The organism is Grimontia indica (assembly GCF_000333895.2).
Taxonomy (GTDB): Bacteria; Pseudomonadota; Gammaproteobacteria; order Enterobacterales; family Vibrionaceae; genus Enterovibrio; species Enterovibrio indicus.
In genome coordinates this window covers 221,846-238,438 of sequence record NZ_ANFM02000018.1, presented here as the reverse complement: position 1 = coordinate 238,438, position 16,593 = coordinate 221,846, and the positions used below count along the sequence as shown (strand labels likewise).

Sequence of the window (16,593 nt, the reverse complement as noted above, 5' to 3'; positions counted from 1 at the left end):
TTCGCTCATTTTATGTTGGCAATTTGTTAAATTTGATCTTAGATTGAAATGAAAGTGGAGATGTGAGCAGTTATGACGGTAGCAACAAAACTCAAATCGAAAACAGAGATTCGACGCGAAAAGATCATCGAACTGACACAAGCGCGCGGCAATGTATCTGTCGAATTACTCACGGAAATGTTGGGTGTGTCGTCCCAAACCGTGCGGCGCGATCTCAATCAGTTGTGCAGCGACAATTTACTCCGCCGCCGTCACGGGGGTGTGGAGTGTTTCGAAGAACAGTTGAATGCACCCTATGATCTTCGCGCTGCAACGAATCCAACAGAGAAACGCGCTATCGCCAAAGCGGTGGCTGATGTCATTCCTGATGGCGCGACGGTGTTTATTTCTATTGGTTCAACGCCAGCCATTGTGGCCGAAGCACTGACTGCAAAATCTGGCTTAACGGTGATGACCAATAATCTCAATGCCGCCATGGTGCTGAGTAATGAGCCAAGTAACCGCATCATCATTCCGGGTGGAGAAGTACGCATGCCAGACCGGGATGTACTTGGCGACGGCGTGCTTGAGTTTTTCAACAGTTATCGCGCTGAGTACGGCATTTTTGGCGTAGCTGGCGTATCGGAAGACGGAGGCATGTTGGATTTCCATGCCTCTGAAGTCAGGGTTCGCGAAGCCATTCGCACCCATTGCAAAACGTCCATTTTAGTCATGGACAGTACTAAGTTGACGCGAACAGCCCCTGCCATTGGCGGGAGTATTTTCGACGTGGATTTGATCATCATGGACCAACATCCCGGCGATGACTTTTCAGCGCTGAGTGACCGTGTCGGAGACCGTTTGAAGTTAGTGGGAGGCGACGCTTCATGAACACAGAACCCTTTGTTTCGTTCGACAACATTGCAAAAAGATGGAACGGACAACTTGGTGTTGAAAACATTTCTATCGATATCCCAGAAGGCGCATTTGTTGCCCTGCTGGGGCCTTCTGGCTGCGGCAAATCTACCACGTTGCGATTGCTTGCAGGCTTGGAGATACCCGATGAAGGAGCCATTCGAATCGAAGGCACTGACGTGACTGAAATGGCACCTTCAGCGCGAAATCTCTCCATGGTATTCCAGTCTTATGCGCTCTTCCCTCACCTGTCTGTCGCAGAGAATGTCATGTTCGGCATGAAAGTGCGCAAGGTTCCCAAAGATGAGCGTTTAAAGAAGCTTGAGAATGCACTGCGCATCACCGGACTTCTTGGCTACGAAGAACGCAAACCTGGAGAACTTTCCGGCGGGCAGCGCCAGCGTGTCGCTCTCGCGCGTGCAATTGTTGCAGGCCAACCCCTTTGCCTGATGGATGAGCCCCTCTCCAACCTGGATGCCAAGCTCCGTCACTCTGTGCGAAAAGACATCAAGAAACTCCAGAAAGATCTGGGCATGACCGTGGTGTACGTCACCCACGACCAAACGGAAGCCATGAGTATGGCTGATCTGATCATTCTGATGAAAGACGGTCACATCATGCAGGCAGGCACGCCGCAGGAACTCTACAACATTCCTCAAAACACCTTTGCGGCTGAATTTATTGGTGCCCCACCGATGGCATTGATAGACGGCGACGTTATCCCTGGCACTGAGCACGCACACAAAGTTGGTCTTCGCACTGAAGACGTGGAGTTAGTCGAAGCGGGCCAAGGCCGAATCAGTTGCACCGTTTCTGAAAGCGAATATCTGGGTGATGAAACCCATGTGCTGCTTGACCACCCCAAAGCCAAAGGCTTGGTGGTTAAACTTCATGGCTACTCGTCATTAGAGGAAGGAAGCACCGTGGACATAACCTTTGAGGACAGTGCTTTGCACTTCTTTGACGGTGATGGAAAAAGAATCAATTAACAAGGAGTGGAACGGCTTTTCTCAACACCAAACAGAAAGCTGATTCCGAAATTAAATACGTAACCAATGGTGAAACTATGAAGTTCTCAAAGTTAATGAGTTGTGCCTTTGCCGGTGCGTTTACTCTCGCTTCGCAGTCAGCGATGGCCGCAACAGAACTGAACATGTACTACCCAATCGCAGTAGGTGGCGCGCTAACAAAAGTGGTTGACGGCATTGTTGATGACTTTGAAGCGCAAAACCCAGATATCAAGGTTAACGCTATCTACTCTGGCAACTACGATGACACCCGCGTGCGCGCACTTTCCGCACTGAACTCTGGCGAGCCTGCACAGTTGGCCGTTATGTTTTCTATCGATGTGTACGACTTGATTGAGCAAGATTTGATCTCACCGTTTGATGACCTGATGCAAGGTGACGCTGACAAAGCTTGGTTGGCAGATTTCTACCCTGCATTGATGGAAAACGGTCAGGCGGAAGGCAAAACCTGGGGTATTCCATTCCAGCGCTCGACCATTGTTGCTTATTACAACAAAGATATGTTCCGTGCCGCGGGTCTTGACCCGGAAAAGCCGCCGACAACCTGGAATGAGTTGGTCGAAGTGAGCAAAAAACTCACTAACGACGACACTTACGGCATCATGATCCCGTCCACTGGCTACCCATATTGGATGTTCCAGGCATTAGCGATTCAGAATGGCAAAAAGCTGATGTCTGATGATGGCCTCACCACCTACTTCGACGATCCAGCTGTGATTGACACACTGAAATTCTGGAAGTCTCTTTCTCAGGAGCATGGTGTGATGCCAACAGGCACTGTTGAATGGGGCACACTTCGCCAGGCTTTCCTTGAGGGCAATACGGCAATGATGTGGCATTCAACCGGTAACCTGACGGCAGTCAAAAAGGCCGCTAAGTTCGACTTTGGTGTCGCTATGTTGCCAGGCAATGTCCGTTTAGGCTCACCAACCGGTGGCGGCAACTTCTACATCTTCAAAGACACCTCTGACGAAGAAAAAGCCGCAGCCATGAAGCTCATCAAGTTCATGACTTCACCAGAGCAAGCCGCAAGATGGTCAATCGCGACCGGTTACATGGGTGTGTCAAAAGGCGCATACGAAACCGAAGCGCTGCAAGAATACACAGCAGCGTTCCCACCCGCATTGGTTGCACGTAACCAACTTGAGCACGCGGTTGCTGAGTTCTCGACTTACGAAACCGCGCGTGTCCGTGAAGGTTTGAATAACGCGATTCAGTTTGCCCTGACCGACCAGAAAACACCGGAAGCTGCGCTTGAAGAAGCTCAGAAATCCGCGAAACGTCTCCTGCGCGATTATCAATAAGCACGTCTCCCCCATCTGACTCAGATGGGGGACTCTCTGGAAGTTGAGCAGTACTATGAATCATTACGCTGAAATGGAGCGCCGCAGACAGCACATGTATGGCTGGCTTCTGCTGACTCCCGCTGCCATTTTACTTACGCTTTTCGCGTTCTACCCTTCGGTAGCTACCCTGTGGGAAAGTCTATTTTCCAAAGGAACGCGTCGTCGCCCTTCAGAATTTACCGGGCTGGAAAACTATTCGGATCTTTTTAACGATCCGACCTTTTGGATCGTCGTCGAAAACAACCTTTTCTATGCCGCGATTACCATTCCGGCGTCGATCGCTATCGCACTCATTATGGCGCTTTGGGCCAACTCAAAAATATCGGCCAAGGGCTTTGTCCGTACCGCGTATTTCACGCCGACTGTGCTACCAATGATTGCTGCAGCGAACCTTTGGTTGTTCTTCTACACACCAGATTTGGGCGTACTTGACCAAATCGGCGCGCTGTTTGGCTTTGAATCAGTCAATTGGTTGGGCAGACCTGAAACCGCACTTTGGGCGGTGATTATCGTCACCATCTGGAAAGAAGCGGGATTCTTCATGATTTTCTATCTCGCTGCTTTGCAGACCATTCCTGCTGATTACAAAGAAGCCGCAGATATTGAAGGCACCAGCCGCTGGACCTACACGCGCCGCATTGTGTTGCCACTACTGATGCCAACCACCCTGTTTATTGTGGTCAACGCCATGATTAACTCGGTGAAGTTAATTGACCACCTGTTCATTCTGACAAAAGGTGGACCGTCCGACGCGTCCAAACTGATCCTCTACTACATCTGGGAAATGGCGTTTGCCTTCTTCGATGCACCACATGCTGCAGCCATGACAGTGCTGGTGCTGATAGTACTTGGGATTGCAGCAGCGATTCAGTTCACTTATCTGGATAAAAGGACGCACTATCAATGAAATTTATCGAAAAGTATCTCGATACCTTTGGTGCGCTCCTATTGGCCGTCATTTGGATATCACCCTTAGTGTTTGCCTTCTGGGCTGCATTCCACACCACATCAGATGCGGTGAATTTCAACCTGCTCTCGGGTTGGACGCTCGATAACTTCCGCGTCGCTTGGGAAGGCGCGCCGTGGATTCAGTACTTCATCAACACCTTCTGTTTGGTGACCGTGGTTTTGATTGGGCAATTCATTATTACCACGCTGGCGGGCTTTGCGTTTGCACAAGTGTCATTTCCGGGTAAAGACTTCGTCTTCATTCTGGTCTTGCTGCAACTGTTCATCCTCCCGGAAGTGCTGATCGTCGAAAACTACGCAGTGACATCCAAACTTGGTCTGTTCGACACTATTCTGGGTGTCGGTATGCCTTATATGGCGAGTGCATTCGGTATTTTCCTGATGCGCCAATCCTTTAAATCGGTGCCTTATGAGTTACATGAAGCAGCCAGCGTCGAAGGGTGTTCGCTGTTCGGCATTTTGATGAAAGTCTATGTGCCGCTCGCAAAGCCGACTTATCTCGCTTACGCACTGGTTTCTGTCTCGACCCACTGGAACAACTTCCTGTGGCCCTTGATTGTGACTAACTCTGACGATACCCGACCACTCACCGTGGGTTTGTCGATATTCGGTGCGCCGGAAAACGGCGTAGATATTTCCGTGATATCCGCCGCCACCATGATGTCGATTGCCCCGCTACTGATCGCGTTCTTGATCTTCCAACGTCAGTTCGTGCAAGCGTTCTTGCGTGCAGGTATAAAGTAAGGGGGCGCTATGACACGAATCATACAGCTGACAGACACGCACGTTGTCTGCCCTCCCAACAAGGTTTCCGGCGTGCTCGACACGCTGGCCTTGTTTGAAGATGCCATCACTAAGATTGAGCAGGATTTAGAGAAGCTTGGACACGTCGATGCCATCATCGTGACTGGCGATATCACCGACCACGGCGACGTCGAGAGCTACGACGCTTTCAAGGCTGTAATAAGGCGTTTGGGCATTCCCTATTTCGTGATACCCGGTAACCATGATCTTCGCTCTTCTATGCATCACTGCTTTGAGAATCTGACACCTGCGACCAGTGAAGAAATCAACTGGGTGAAACACTTCCCAGACCTCGACATCATCGGTCTGGATACCGTGATTCCGGGTCAAGGCGGTGGTCGTTTATCTCCCACTGCTTTGGCTTTTCTGGAACATGCATTGACACGTCACCCAGATAAACCCGCCTTGATTGCCATGCATCATCCTCCCTTTGCTTCGGGTATTCAGTTTATGGATGCCATTGGTCTGGAAGGCGTAGATGAAATGGCAGAGATTCTGGAGAAATCGCCCCGTGAAGTGCGGATTATCTGCGGTCACCTCCATAACAGCATTGTTAGCACAATAGGTGGAGCAACGGTCTTGTCCTCTCCCGCAACAGCCAGTTCCTTTTTAACGGATCACCGAAGTGATGCGCCTGTCGGTTTTACACAAGACCCCGGCGGCTACATGCTGCATGAGTGGAATAAAGGCTTCCGAAGCACTTACCTCCCGCTGCCCCCATCCGGCACACTTTATCCATTTTGAGCCATGTATTAGCAGAAAGTCCTCAGTTCTCGCACTAAAAAGCGGTGACAAATCAGTTTTAGCGTGCTATCTCGTTGATAGAACTTGCATTCGGGTATGAGGATTTTCAATGTCACCCAAATCTCTGCTTTATATCGTTGAAGATGACACCAAGCTTCGACAACTTCTTTCTTCCTACTTCCGTGAGCAGGATTTTGATGTAAGGGAGTTTGATCACGGAGAAAGTGCCATTGGTGCGATCCTTTCAGAACAGCCCAACATCGTTATGCTCGACCTGATGCTGCCGGATATCGATGGCCTGACAATTTGCCGACAGATTCGCCCACAGTTCTCCGGTAAGGTGTTAATGCTGACGGCAAGTGATGACGACTTCGACCACGTCGCAGCACTGGAAATTGGGGCTGATGACTTTGTCACCAAACCGATTAAACCCCGCGTACTGCTCGCGAGATTGCGTGCGTTACTGCGCAGGGACAGCTCAAGTAGTGAAATGCCGGAAACGGAAAAGTCTGAATCTGTCAGCGTATTAACGTTTGGGAATTTGTCTCTCAACAACGCAAGAAAATGGTGTGAATGGTCTGGTGAACACATTGCTCTTTCAGACAGTGAGTTCGACCTTTTGTGGCTGCTTGCAGCCTCTGCAGACGAAGTTTTGTCGAGAGAAACACTGACTCTCGCTGTTCGTGGCATTGAATATGATGGTCTGGATCGTACTGTCGATAACAAGGTCGTCAGCCTTCGAAAAAAACTGGGAGATAACCCCTCATCACCCCATCGGATACTGACAGTGAGAGGGAAAGGCTATCTCTTTGTGCCGGACGCATGGAAGGAATAACAAGACCAGGTTAACTATGTGGCGTATCTATATTGAATCCTTTATCGGGCTTTTTGTCCTTTTCATTGTGAGTAGCTTTGCCTTTAACTTATTCGTTTATGAGCTCACGACTGATTACGATTATGTGCTTGAGGACATGGAAGCAGCCGCTTTCCAAAACTTAGTTAACACTTTACATGAGCAACACGATGATAAAGCGATAAAACAACTGTTAGCAGAATATGCTCAATCGACCGCAAATACGCTAAATCTCGTCCATGCTGATAACATTCCGGCAGAAGTGAAAGACTATTTTTCTGGCAATAACATCCCTCACCCTTTCTCATTTCTTGATGAAAATAGAGGGCTTTGGTTCACACTTTCTGACTCGCCCAATTTCTACCACCTCGCCCCCGACATAGAGACCCTAGTTAGACAGAAAATAGAATTTAGCGACTCCCTCTTCTTTGTGTTTATCTTGGGTGGTTTCCTTGTTTATTCAACTTGGCTCATTTGGTTTCTCAGCCGCAGAGTTAGGGTGTTACAAAGGGTAACGGCCGACTTTGCTAAGGGGAATTTAAACGCCCGAGCACCAACAAACAGTGGGAGTAAAGTCGGAAAGCTAAACGATAGCTTTAACGAAATGGCTGACAAGATTTCGCTATTGATAACCAGTAACCGCTCATTGACACAGGCCGTTGCTCATGACCTCCGCACGCCCATTTTCCGGATTCAATGGCAGGCAGAACTCATCAAGGAGGAAGCTCAGTCAGAGGAGTTGCGAAAAAAAGTCACCAGCATTATAGAAGACACAGAAGAGATGGAGCAGTTGGTCGATGAGTTGCTCTACTTCGCCAAAATTGGGCGTCAGGATAGGTCACTGACGAAAGAAACCCTTCCTGCTGCGCCCTTTATCCAGCATTTGGTTGAGCGACTGCCCAATCGTCAAAACCGTGAAATAGAAGTGATTATTGAGCCTGATATCTCACTTCTGGCTGATAAACCCTTGTTGAAACGCGCTATAGAAAACATATTAACGAATGCGGTGCGGTATGCGGAATCAACCGTCACAGTCATTTGCCAGCAAAACGGAAACACTACCCAGATAATTGTTGAAGACGATGGCCCCGGGATCCCCGAAGAATATCGCGAATCCGTTTTTGAGCCGTTTTTCAGTGTCGACCCTTCCCGGAACAAAGCCAATATGGGCCATGGATTGGGTCTTGCTATCGTTAAACTTATCGTTGAAAAACACGACGGGCATGCCGTTTTTGAAGAAAGCGCAAAGGGAGGAGCCAAACTCATTGTGACCATTCCAAACCAAAGACCCTGACAATCGCTGACAAACCCGTGACAAATTGATTCTATTGTCAGTTAGCCGAGTTTTGTACGGTGTTCATTAAGTGCACAAACAAGGACAGAATCATGAATAAATCTGCATTACTCTTTTCCATTCTCGCCGCTGCACCTACGGTACAGGCAGCGAATCAAACTTATATTCTTAACGGCAATATCTATAGCAAGCAAAGCACCTGGATTGCTGAAGCGGGCGTAGCTGCAACCAGCGACCTCTACAAAGAGCAAGATCACTCAGTTGTTCCACTCCTTAACTTTGGCTACCACGGCGAAGACTTCAACATCGACTTCAGTGGTGCAAACTACCGCTTTTATGGAACCGACGGTGATCTGGTCAATCTAGGTGTTCATCTCACCAGCGCGGGGATCGGTTACGATGACGATACCTCGGACTTCCTGAAAGGTATGGATGACAGGGACGTCAGTGTCGATCTTGGATTAAATGCTGACTTCCAAGTTGGTACCGGCGTGATTTCTACCTACTTCCAGCATGATATATCTGGCGCTTACAAAGGCTATCTGGCGGGTGTGAGGTACTTCGACATCTTTTCCATTGGCGATGCGAATTTGGTTTCCTTCGCAGGGGTGATGTTCCAGAGTAAAGACTTTGTGGACTACTACTTTGGCGTGCAGCCAAAAGAAGCACGCGCCAACCGACCTGAGTACACGGGCAGCAGTTCAATCGCTTATGAAGTAGGTTATAAGCTGATTTATCCTATCAGCGAGAACTGGAACCTGACTCAATCCACCCAATACACAGGTTTGGGTAGTGAAGTTGCTGACTCCCCTATTGTTGACAGCAAACACCAATGGCTGGTTGGCGCGACAGTCGCTTATCACTTCTGATCAAAAAAGCCTGACGACATAACATCGTCAGGCTTTTCTTCATTGTTTTGTTTAAGGTTAGGCTCTAAACCGAAGCACCATCAAACACATCAAATGGCAACTTGGTTGTATCGATACCATCAAGGCAACCGAGATTAACCCGATAGTGTCCTGGTTTTCTAAGTGTTTGATGGAAAGGATAAATCCCACAACGGTTACAGAAGTGATGTTTCGCCGTACCACTACCGAACGAATACGTCGCCAGCACACCTTCTGCTGCTGTGATATTCATGGCTTCCGGTGGCACGGTAAACGCGCTCATCAATGCCCCTTTCTTCTGGCAGATTGAACAATTACAGCGCAACCCTGATTTAATTTCATGCTCTTCGAATTCAAACGTCACCGACCCACAGTGACAACTTCCTGTATATTTCATGCCTTTCTCCCAGCTGTACTTATGATTATTTTTTGAGCTTTACCAGATTAACACGCCAAGCTGGTTATTTTTCAATCAAGGATTGTTAAGTGGTCTGAAAAACTAGGCGAAACGAAGTGCTATTCTGTTGGCATAACATTGAGGAGGGGAAGATGAACAGAAGAGTGGTCATTAACGGAAAAGAAATCTCCAACCCGGTTGCCATCTTGGCGCTTCAAGCTGGCGCATTAATCGTTGCCGCATTGGTCATTGCTTTTGTTTTCTTTGTGATTCTTCCGTTAGTCGGCCTTTTTATCGGCTCTATTTTTATTGCTGTGATTACCTTTTTGGTGGTCATTGCTGTTGCAGTGATTATCGGGATTTTCAGCAGCGTGATTTCTGCTTATCTTTCTGAGCTTTTCGGTGGAAATAGGCGTTAATCTGACTTTTCTTTTTCCACTAACCTCTCGGTTAGCCACTGTTGGCTGGTTTGGGTTTCTTCGCCACATCTCACCTGATACGCGCGGCCAGTAAACCAGCTTTTGGAAGCCACCTCTTCAATAAACATTTCCGTCGATTCCACCCTGTCTTCGGCATATTCCCACTTATTCTGAAGATGTTCGGCCGCCTGCAGATTGTCGTATTCAGAACCATTGCGTACAAAGGTACAATCCGAGCTTTTCATCTGCGCAATGAGGTATTCCACATCGTTTTTTACCGATGCGGAAGCTGGGATACTGACTAAGGCAGCGACAGCCAATGCCGCCGCAAGTCCTGATTTTTTCATCATTCCTGATTCCACCATTCAACCACTGGCAACGCCTCACCGATAGCCAAACGCTGACCAATCTCTGGGCTAACCATGGTCACGCCACGCTCATTGCTGATTTCCAGCGCCTTTTTCATCGGCTCTTTCCAGTCATGCATCGCCAGATCGAAAGTACTGTTGTGAATGGGCAACATCACGCTACCTTTGAGGTCAATGTGTGCCTGCACGCTTTGCTCCGGGAACATATGAATGTTCGCCCAAAGAGAGTTATAGGCACCAGTTTCAATCATGGTAAGGTCGAATGGGCCATATTTCTCACCAATTTCCTTAAAACCATCGAAGTAGCCTGAGTCGCCGCTAAAATACACCCGTTTTTCAGGGGAGAGCATTACCCAACTTCCCCAAAGTGTAGAATCGCGATCGGTTAGGCCTCGGCCTGAGAAGTGTTGCGTTGGTGTCAGGGTAAAATCAATACCATTGACCACCCGCGATTCCCACCATTTCAACTCTACGACTTTCTCTGCTGGCACACCCCAATCCTTTAGGATTGCACCAATCTTCAATGGCACTAAAAACAGTCCTGTTTTGTCTGCTAACGTTTTCACCGACATTTTATCCAAGTGGTCGTAATGATCATGACTGATCACAACCACATCGATCTCAGGCAAATCTTCTATTGAAATCGGTGCTGGATGGAAGCGCTTAGGACCCATAAATTGCACTGGTGAAGCGCGGTCGCTGAATACCGGATCAGTCATCACGAGACTACCATTCAGTTTCATCAACATACTCGAGTGGCCAAGACGATAAACCACATCTTCACGCTCATCGATCAGCTGCTCGGTCGTAATGGTATGCATTGGAAAATCAAACGTCGGCTTGGGCGTTCTCTCTTCCGCCTTAATGAAAGCCATAAGGATTTCAAAAGGGTTGCTTTGCCTTTCGAACGCCGGATCGCTATTTACAAATTTGTCTGGATAATCCGCTTCTGGCCCATCAGTACTGGAACAAGACAGCATTGTTGAACTCATCGCAATCACTCCTAGTGTCGTCAGTAAGGTGTGTTTCAAAAGGTTTCTGTCCATAGCGACCACGTGTTGATTGATGAATTTTGATGTAAACTACTCGGTGTAGTTTACAAAAGAACAATGAAAAGTAAACCGCTTAGTGTAATATAGTCACCGTTACTTTTTGAGTTGGCACCTAACCCAATGACAGTGAAGAAAAAAACCAGAAGCGAAATAAAGCGTGAAGCCATTCTGGAAGCCGCGCGTCAGGCTTTTCAGGAGTTTGGCGTGCAAAATACCAGCATGGATAAGCTTGCCGCGCTCGCCAATGTCTCCAAGCGAACCGTCTACAACCACTTTCCCTCTAAAGAAGCACTGGTGATGGAACTCCTCTCAGTGCTTTGGAAAAGCTCCATCACGCCAGAATGCCTTGAAGAGCTGTCGAAACTGCCACTGTCTGAACAGCTATCTACTCTGCTCTATCAGGAAATTGCAGTGATTGCCCAGCCAGATTATCTCGACATGGCAAAAGTGGCTTTTGGTCACTTCCTGTTCCAGCCAGAAGCGTTGCAGGAACAAATGAAGAGCATGTCGAAGGAAGATACCGCCTTACATGCCTGGCTGGTTGAACAAGACAGAATCGGCACCTTGAGAATGGAGAGTGTAGAGCTGGCGCGCACTCAACTGCACAACTTGATTAAAGGCTCAGCATTTTGGCCACAGTTGATTGGTGCTTGTCAGCCCCTTAATGAAAGCGAAGGAAAAGCTCTGGCAGAAAACACAGCTGCAATATTCCTTAGTCACTACAAGAAATAAACTCACTATCAATTTAATAAAAAGCGCTGCTAATCAGCGCTTTTTATTGACCACTTAAAATATACACATTGCAACTATCAAAGATAAATATATATAATTTCAATCACCACGCATGCTAACATCACCAGGGAAATTAGTGATAATACAATCATTATCGCGATATTAATATATCATTACACTAAAATAATATTTCTCACTTAATTTACCTTTTCATACATTCAAGCTCTCAGTTTCTGATTAAAAATGATCCAGCTCAAAAATAGTTTGCGATACATACCTATATTCCTTTTCCAAAGCCAAATTAGAAAAGGAAGTAATGATGAAAAAATTGAGCACGCTAATTCTTGCCTCTGCTGTCGCAATGCCAGCATTTGCCGATCATAATGTTATCGATGGTATGGACTTTGGTCCTCTAGCCTCTCTTGTGGGTACTTGGAAAAGTATTGAAACAGGCGGCGTTGATGTCGCACCGGCTCAGGAAGGTACTGAACAAGGTAAAGGCGCACCTGCTGTTACGCCATTCTACGAAACCATCACTTTTGAAGTGGCAGCCGACGCAGTTAACGCGAGCGATCAGAGTCTAGTTGCTCTTTACTATAAGCAGGAAGTTTTCCGTAAATCAGATGACTCTAAGTTCCACGACCAACGCGGATACTTTATTTACGATCAGGAAAACCAAATCGTCTATAACTCGTTCTGTGTTCCGCGTACTACTTGTGTAACTGCAGAAGGTACAGCTGGTAAGACGATGACATTGAAGGCATCAAACCGCGGTATCGCAGAGTCAAACTATATGACGCAAAACGCTACCACGACTGACTTTACGATGACGATTAATATCGAAGACGATAAGTTGACATATTCTCAAAATACCGCATTAAATATTTATGGCAGCGACTTTTCACATACTGATAGCAGCACCTTATATAAAGTAGCTGAATAAATAATAAAGCCAGCACTAATGTGCTGGCTTTTGCATTTGGCGGGTTTGGTTCATGGTTCTCGAACCCGCCGTTCCATAGGTGTTGATATCATATCGATTGGGTGAATAACCTCTTTGCTTACGGTACTGGGTGTCTAAGCTTCTCAGGTTGATACCGTAAGATTGGTTGATTCGTTCCACGACCTCATTGATCTGAGACTGCGGTGCATTCTGGGATCTGAGGAAATAATAAAGATTGATGGCACGTTGCTCATCCATAACTCACCTCCTCTTTCAGTGATGAAGTGAGTATAGATTTCAATCTGAGCTTTGATAATCCACCAAATCAGGAACAGATTATTTCCACCTAGCAATAATAGGGATCTTCGCACCAGTATTATACCCAAACAACCTGAAGATGCATGATTCAGCGAGATTGACTGGCGTTGTGATCGCGGCGTTCCTTTGCAGGTGTAGTCATCTCCATCAAAAAGGAACAACAAAGAGCACGGCGTCAGTCAACTCGCCCGAAGGGAGGCCCTCAATGCGCCCACTTCTTCGTTAAACTCCACGGAAATAGAATGACTATTCCTCGCGAAACTTGCCTCGAATTGAACGCATTGATGACCTCTGAATGCGAGCATCTTCAGGTTGTTTGGGTATATTTAACTATAACTTTCGAAACCAAAAGCTTCGCGATAGCCCGGCAATGCCTGAGCACCACCTGTATGCAAGAACACAATGTTGTCGCAGTCTTTGAATTCGCCTTTACGGATAAGGTCGATAAGTCCCGCCGCGCCTTTGCCGGAATAAACTGGGTCCAGCAAAATGCCTTCGTAGCGGGCAAACATTTCTATCGCTTCCATGGTGCTCTCCGCGGGAATGCCATAACCACCTCCAACGTAATCACAGTTAGCACGCACGTCTTCACGTTTAACAGCGCCAGAGATACCTAATAAATCGCAGGTCTTTTCTGCCAGCTTGAAAACATTCCCTTCTTGCTGTGGTTGAGGCACACGAACGCCGACACCAAGCAAAGGTATTTGGCTGTTAGTCGCAACAAGACCCGTGACTAGGCCAGCCTGTGTACCGGCAGAGCCAGTGGCGTGGACAAGGTGATCGATTCTAAGGCCCATCTCATTGGCTTGGTTGACCAGCTCCAACGCACAGTTGGCGTAACCCAATGCACCAATCGCATTCGAGCCACCACCCGGGATGATGTAAGGTTTTTTGCCTTCGGCACACAGTGTGGCAGCAACATCTTCCATCGCAGCATTCATGTCTGTACCGCCTGGATATTTGCTGAGTGATGCGCCAAACAGTTGTTCCAGCATCACGTTGCCATTGAGTACATAATCCGGGTCTTCGGACGCGGTGCGATCTTCCAGCAAAATATGGCACTCCAAACCACATTTCGCTGCGATTGCTGCTGTCTGACGACCATGGTTAGTTTGGGTCGCGCCTTGGGTAATGATGGTGTCTGCGCCTTGTTCAAGTGCATCTGCCATCAGGAATTCGAGTTTGCGGGTTTTGTTACCACCACCAGCCAGACCGGTACAATCGTCGCGCTTGATCCAGATTGTTGGCCCGCCCAAAGCTTCAGAGAGGCGCTTCATTGGCTCAAGCGGTGTAGGTAGATGCGCAAAGCGCAAACGTGGGAATCGTGAAAGGTGCATGTCGTTGTCCCTAACAGTTAAAAAATAGAAAAATTCATTGCTATTTCAGACTGAGAAACTTTTTTGACTTACGCCAATACCTATATTGAAGGGGCCCCGGTTACTTTTCGGCATAGCGAAAGCGTAACTTCGCTAATACTTTGATTATTTTGAATTAAGTTGACTCCACGGTGCTCTGCCGTTTAGTAACATTTAACGTTTATCAAAAACAGCAGCAGCATGTTTTGTGACCAAAGTTACATTAAGAAGAGATACCCTAAAATGATGAAGGCTTTATCTAATGGCAGTGCAAAAACGTGAATGAACAAACAAATTTCACTTACTTGGTCGTATTGAAGAACTCAGTCAGCACGATATGGGTGACGACTTGTTTCATCTCAGGAATCGCCTGAATCTCTTCCCGAATTTTGTTGATGCGATTCATGCTAGGCACTTCGAGATACAGCATCATATCTGTTTCTCCACTGATCGCATGGCACCATTTCACCCCCTCAATACGGCGTATAGTGTCAGCGTATGCTTCGCAATAGTGTTGGCTGGTGGAGGTGTCATATTTCAGCGCAAGATAAGCGCAGACCATTTCAACGCTTTTGTTCTCCACCACATCGGCGTGATAGCCAAGGATGACTTTGTCTTGCTCAAGCTTTTTGATTCGTGCTGTCACTGCGGAACGCGACAAATTGACGTCCCGCGCGATTTCGCTGACGGAACGACGTGCATCCACGCGCAGAATATCCAATATTTGTTGGTCGAACTTATCCATGTTCTTCTTTCGATTCTCTTTTCACAAACTCGTTGAATTCTGCGCGAAAACCGTCACTTTGTCAGCTTCAGCAATAAAAACCGTCAATCTGACGCTGAACAAAGACACTTTGCGCGATGCTTTTTCAATCAATCAGCTTTAATCTGACATCAATAGTCAACTCACAGATACTGGCTGGGACGCCCCATGAATCAACTCAAAAAAGAAATCACATTACTGTCCGGTATCGGCCAACTTTCCACCACCCTTTTGGGTACCGGGCTGTTTATGATCCCTGCTATTGCGGCAGGCATTGCTGGTGAGTTTTCCCTCTGGGCGTGGCTTTTCCTGTTCGTCGCGATTTGCCCGATTGCCCTGACATTCGCCCAATTAGGTAAGCGCTACCCGAATGCAGGTGGTACCGCTTATTTCGTCCGCAAAGCTTTCGATAAAAGGTTAGAGCGCAGCGTAGCCTGGCTGTTCGTCAGCGTGATTCCCGTTGGTGTTCCAGCAGCCGTTGCGCTTGCCGCAGGCTTTCTGCAACAGCTTTTGCCTGAGCCGATTAATGGCTCTCTGACAGCTCAACTTCTTACGGTCGCGCTCTTGGTGGGTGTCAATTTGATGGGGGCTAAATCTTCGGGTCAGCTGCAAACCCTTATTGCGATTAGCATTTTTCTCTTGGTCGGCGCTTTTCTGTGGAAAGGCGGCGTTGGCGTTACCGATCTGACCATGCCCTCCATCAATGAGGAATCCTTATGGCCCATTGGTGCTGCGCTTGGTGTAATGTTCTGGTGCTTTGTTGGTATTGAAGCTTTCGCCCATATGGGGGAAGAGTTTAAAAACCCGGAAAGGGATTTCCCTATCGCCATCATCGCCGGCTGTTTCGTTGCAGGAGCAACCTACTGGGCAATGTCTGTGGTCATACTAAAATTTGGCGCCTACGGCACCCAACAGTTTGATAGCGCTTCAATCCCCTGGTTGAGTGAGAACTTATTTGGCCCCAACTTTAAAATGCTGATCAGTGTCATTGGCTTCTCCGCCTGCTTCGCCAGTGTCAATCTCTACACCCAAAGCCTTTCACGCATGGTTTGGGCGCAAGCGCGAGAGAACAAGCCAGCAGGAAAAATGGCACAGGTCTCGAGCCGCGGCGTCCCCCAGAATGCGACCTTGAGTATCGGTGGTGTGCTGGCGGCCTCCTGTATCATAGGGTATTGGTCAGGCTTGGATTTGGAGTTTTTCCTTAAGCTCGCCAACAGTGTGTTCGTGTTGGTTTATCTGATGGCGATGCTCGCAGCATTCAAACTTCTGGAAGGTGCAGCGAGATGGCTGGCAGGTATTGCACTGGCACTCTGTCTAATTGTTTTCGTCTGCCTAGGCTGGTCAATGCTGTATGCGCTTAGCGTGTTTTCCCTTCTGATGTTGCAAGGCAAAAAAGACGTTTCAAAAGCGGCACTATAACCCGTCTA

The 16,593-nt window shown here is 47.7% G+C and carries 19 protein-coding genes; 13 read left to right on the top strand and 6 right to left on the bottom strand.

What is annotated here, in order from left to right; all coding sequences use genetic code 11:
• The first annotated feature begins 72 nt into the window (after positions 1-72).
• The 9 genes from D515_RS12350 to ompV all read left to right on the top strand — a co-directional run bounded on the left by D515_RS12350 (position 73) and on the right by ompV (position 8,801).
• Complete coding sequence (locus D515_RS12350; protein WP_002538865.1) at positions 73-870, top strand: DeoR/GlpR family DNA-binding transcription regulator; 798 nt, start codon at positions 73-75, stop codon at positions 868-870.
• Positions 867-1,883 carry an ABC transporter ATP-binding protein gene (locus D515_RS12345; protein ID WP_002538863.1) on the top strand — a complete coding sequence of 339 codons (1,017 nt, stop codon included), beginning with the start codon at positions 867-869 and terminating at the stop codon, positions 1,881-1,883. Before D515_RS12350 ends, D515_RS12345 begins: the two co-directional genes overlap by 4 nt.
• A gap of 77 nt (positions 1,884-1,960) precedes the next feature.
• The gene (locus D515_RS12340) at positions 1,961-3,226 is read left to right on the top strand and encodes an ABC transporter substrate-binding protein (protein ID WP_002538862.1); all 1,266 of its coding nucleotides are present in this window, start codon (positions 1,961-1,963) and stop codon (positions 3,224-3,226) included.
• Between the two features lie 55 nt (positions 3,227-3,281).
• Complete coding sequence (locus D515_RS12335) at positions 3,282-4,175, top strand: carbohydrate ABC transporter permease (RefSeq protein WP_002538861.1); 894 nt, start codon at positions 3,282-3,284, stop codon at positions 4,173-4,175.
• A complete protein-coding gene (locus tag D515_RS12330) occupies positions 4,172-4,981 on the top strand; it encodes a carbohydrate ABC transporter permease (RefSeq protein ID WP_002538860.1) in 810 nt (269 codons plus the stop codon). Before D515_RS12335 ends, D515_RS12330 begins: the two co-directional genes overlap by 4 nt.
• A 9-nt stretch (positions 4,982-4,990) precedes the next feature.
• Complete coding sequence (locus D515_RS12325; protein ID WP_039850016.1) at positions 4,991-5,785, top strand: phosphodiesterase; 795 nt, start codon at positions 4,991-4,993, stop codon at positions 5,783-5,785.
• A gap of 109 nt (positions 5,786-5,894) precedes the next feature.
• The gene (locus D515_RS12320; RefSeq protein ID WP_002538858.1) at positions 5,895-6,620 is read left to right on the top strand and encodes a response regulator; all 726 of its coding nucleotides are present in this window, start codon (positions 5,895-5,897) and stop codon (positions 6,618-6,620) included.
• Positions 6,621-6,756: 136 nt separating this feature from the next.
• Positions 6,757-7,932 carry an ATP-binding protein gene (locus tag D515_RS12315; RefSeq protein WP_239643973.1) on the top strand — a complete coding sequence of 392 codons (1,176 nt, stop codon included), beginning with the start codon at positions 6,757-6,759 and terminating at the stop codon, positions 7,930-7,932.
• Between the two features lie 92 nt (positions 7,933-8,024).
• Positions 8,025-8,801: an outer membrane protein OmpV gene (gene ompV, locus D515_RS12310; protein WP_002538856.1), complete on the top strand. Its 777-nt coding sequence runs from the start codon at positions 8,025-8,027 to the stop codon at positions 8,799-8,801.
• A gap of 64 nt (positions 8,802-8,865) precedes the next feature.
• On the opposite strand, the gene D515_RS12305 is transcribed toward ompV, so the two are convergent.
• Complete coding sequence (locus D515_RS12305) at positions 8,866-9,216, bottom strand: GFA family protein (protein WP_002538855.1); 351 nt, start codon at positions 9,214-9,216, stop codon at positions 8,866-8,868.
• Positions 9,217-9,368: 152 nt separating this feature from the next.
• Here D515_RS12305 and D515_RS12300 point away from each other — a divergent pair, with 152 nt between their 5' ends.
• On the top strand, positions 9,369-9,635 hold the full coding sequence (locus D515_RS12300; protein WP_002538854.1) for a hypothetical protein: 267 nt from the start codon (positions 9,369-9,371) through the stop codon (positions 9,633-9,635).
• Here the strand turns inward: D515_RS12300 and D515_RS12295 are convergent.
• Complete coding sequence (locus D515_RS12295) at positions 9,632-9,985, bottom strand: DUF5329 family protein (RefSeq protein ID WP_002538853.1); 354 nt, start codon at positions 9,983-9,985, stop codon at positions 9,632-9,634. The two genes, D515_RS12300 and D515_RS12295, sit on opposite strands and share 4 nt — an antisense overlap.
• Positions 9,982-10,995 (bottom strand): MBL fold metallo-hydrolase, encoded by a 1,014-nt coding sequence (locus D515_RS12290; protein ID WP_039850015.1) that lies wholly within the window; start codon positions 10,993-10,995, stop codon positions 9,982-9,984. The genes D515_RS12295 and D515_RS12290 overlap by 4 nt, the downstream gene beginning before the upstream one ends.
• 180 nt (positions 10,996-11,175) lie before the next feature.
• Here D515_RS12290 and D515_RS12285 point away from each other — a divergent pair, with 180 nt between their 5' ends.
• Complete coding sequence (locus tag D515_RS12285; protein WP_002538851.1) at positions 11,176-11,787, top strand: TetR/AcrR family transcriptional regulator; 612 nt, start codon at positions 11,176-11,178, stop codon at positions 11,785-11,787.
• Between the two features lie 319 nt (positions 11,788-12,106).
• A complete protein-coding gene (locus D515_RS12280; protein WP_039850014.1) occupies positions 12,107-12,730 on the top strand; it encodes a heme-binding beta-barrel domain-containing protein in 624 nt (207 codons plus the stop codon).
• A 15-nt stretch (positions 12,731-12,745) separates the two neighbouring features.
• Here D515_RS12280 and D515_RS12275 read toward each other — a convergent pair whose 3' ends face one another.
• The 3 genes from D515_RS12275 to D515_RS12265 form a co-directional block, all read right to left on the bottom strand.
• Positions 12,746-12,988 carry a hypothetical protein gene (locus D515_RS12275; RefSeq protein ID WP_002538849.1) on the bottom strand — a complete coding sequence of 81 codons (243 nt, stop codon included), beginning with the start codon at positions 12,986-12,988 and terminating at the stop codon, positions 12,746-12,748.
• A 386-nt stretch (positions 12,989-13,374) separates the two neighbouring features.
• On the bottom strand, positions 13,375-14,385 hold the full coding sequence (gene cuyA, locus D515_RS12270) for a D-cysteate sulfo-lyase (protein WP_002538848.1): 1,011 nt from the start codon (positions 14,383-14,385) through the stop codon (positions 13,375-13,377).
• A 319-nt stretch (positions 14,386-14,704) separates the two neighbouring features.
• Positions 14,705-15,148, bottom strand: coding sequence for an Lrp/AsnC family transcriptional regulator (locus D515_RS12265; protein WP_002538847.1), 444 nt, complete (start codon positions 15,146-15,148; stop codon positions 14,705-14,707).
• 186 nt (positions 15,149-15,334) lie between these two features.
• Here D515_RS12265 and yjeH point away from each other — a divergent pair, with 186 nt between their 5' ends.
• Positions 15,335-16,585, top strand: a complete 1,251-nt coding sequence (gene yjeH, locus D515_RS12260) for an L-methionine/branched-chain amino acid transporter (protein ID WP_002538845.1) — start codon at positions 15,335-15,337, stop codon at positions 16,583-16,585.
• The last annotated feature ends 8 nt before the right edge of the window (positions 16,586-16,593 follow it).

Excerpts from the sequence above, each read along its gene's own strand:
- D515_RS12290 (WP_039850015.1), bottom strand. The coding sequence starts at position 10,995 with ATGAGTTCAACAATGCTGTCTTGTTCCAGTACTGATGGGCCAGAAGCG.
- D515_RS12305 (WP_002538855.1), bottom strand. The coding sequence starts at position 9,216 with ATGAAATATACAGGAAGTTGTCACTGTGGGTCGGTGACGTTTGAATTC.
- D515_RS12325 (WP_039850016.1), top strand. The coding sequence starts at position 4,991 with ATGACACGAATCATACAGCTGACAGACACGCACGTTGTCTGCCCTCCC.
- ompV (WP_002538856.1), top strand. The coding sequence starts at position 8,025 with ATGAATAAATCTGCATTACTCTTTTCCATTCTCGCCGCTGCACCTACG.
- D515_RS12265 (WP_002538847.1), bottom strand. The coding sequence starts at position 15,148 with ATGGATAAGTTCGACCAACAAATATTGGATATTCTGCGCGTGGATGCA.
- D515_RS12320 (WP_002538858.1), top strand. The coding sequence starts at position 5,895 with ATGTCACCCAAATCTCTGCTTTATATCGTTGAAGATGACACCAAGCTT.
- D515_RS12285 (WP_002538851.1), top strand. The coding sequence starts at position 11,176 with ATGACAGTGAAGAAAAAAACCAGAAGCGAAATAAAGCGTGAAGCCATT.
- D515_RS12280 (WP_039850014.1), top strand. The coding sequence starts at position 12,107 with ATGAAAAAATTGAGCACGCTAATTCTTGCCTCTGCTGTCGCAATGCCA.
- D515_RS12330 (WP_002538860.1), top strand. The coding sequence starts at position 4,172 with ATGAAATTTATCGAAAAGTATCTCGATACCTTTGGTGCGCTCCTATTG.
- cuyA (WP_002538848.1), bottom strand. The coding sequence starts at position 14,385 with ATGCACCTTTCACGATTCCCACGTTTGCGCTTTGCGCATCTACCTACA.
- D515_RS12295 (WP_002538853.1), bottom strand. The coding sequence starts at position 9,985 with ATGATGAAAAAATCAGGACTTGCGGCGGCATTGGCTGTCGCTGCCTTA.
- D515_RS12300 (WP_002538854.1), top strand. The coding sequence starts at position 9,369 with ATGAACAGAAGAGTGGTCATTAACGGAAAAGAAATCTCCAACCCGGTT.
- D515_RS12350 (WP_002538865.1), top strand. The coding sequence starts at position 73 with ATGACGGTAGCAACAAAACTCAAATCGAAAACAGAGATTCGACGCGAA.
- D515_RS12340 (WP_002538862.1), top strand. The coding sequence starts at position 1,961 with ATGAAGTTCTCAAAGTTAATGAGTTGTGCCTTTGCCGGTGCGTTTACT.
- D515_RS12345 (WP_002538863.1), top strand. The coding sequence starts at position 867 with ATGAACACAGAACCCTTTGTTTCGTTCGACAACATTGCAAAAAGATGG.
- yjeH (WP_002538845.1), top strand. The coding sequence starts at position 15,335 with ATGAATCAACTCAAAAAAGAAATCACATTACTGTCCGGTATCGGCCAA.
- D515_RS12335 (WP_002538861.1), top strand. The coding sequence starts at position 3,282 with ATGAATCATTACGCTGAAATGGAGCGCCGCAGACAGCACATGTATGGC.
- D515_RS12315 (WP_239643973.1), top strand. The coding sequence starts at position 6,757 with ATGGAAGCAGCCGCTTTCCAAAACTTAGTTAACACTTTACATGAGCAA.
- D515_RS12275 (WP_002538849.1), bottom strand. The coding sequence starts at position 12,988 with ATGGATGAGCAACGTGCCATCAATCTTTATTATTTCCTCAGATCCCAG.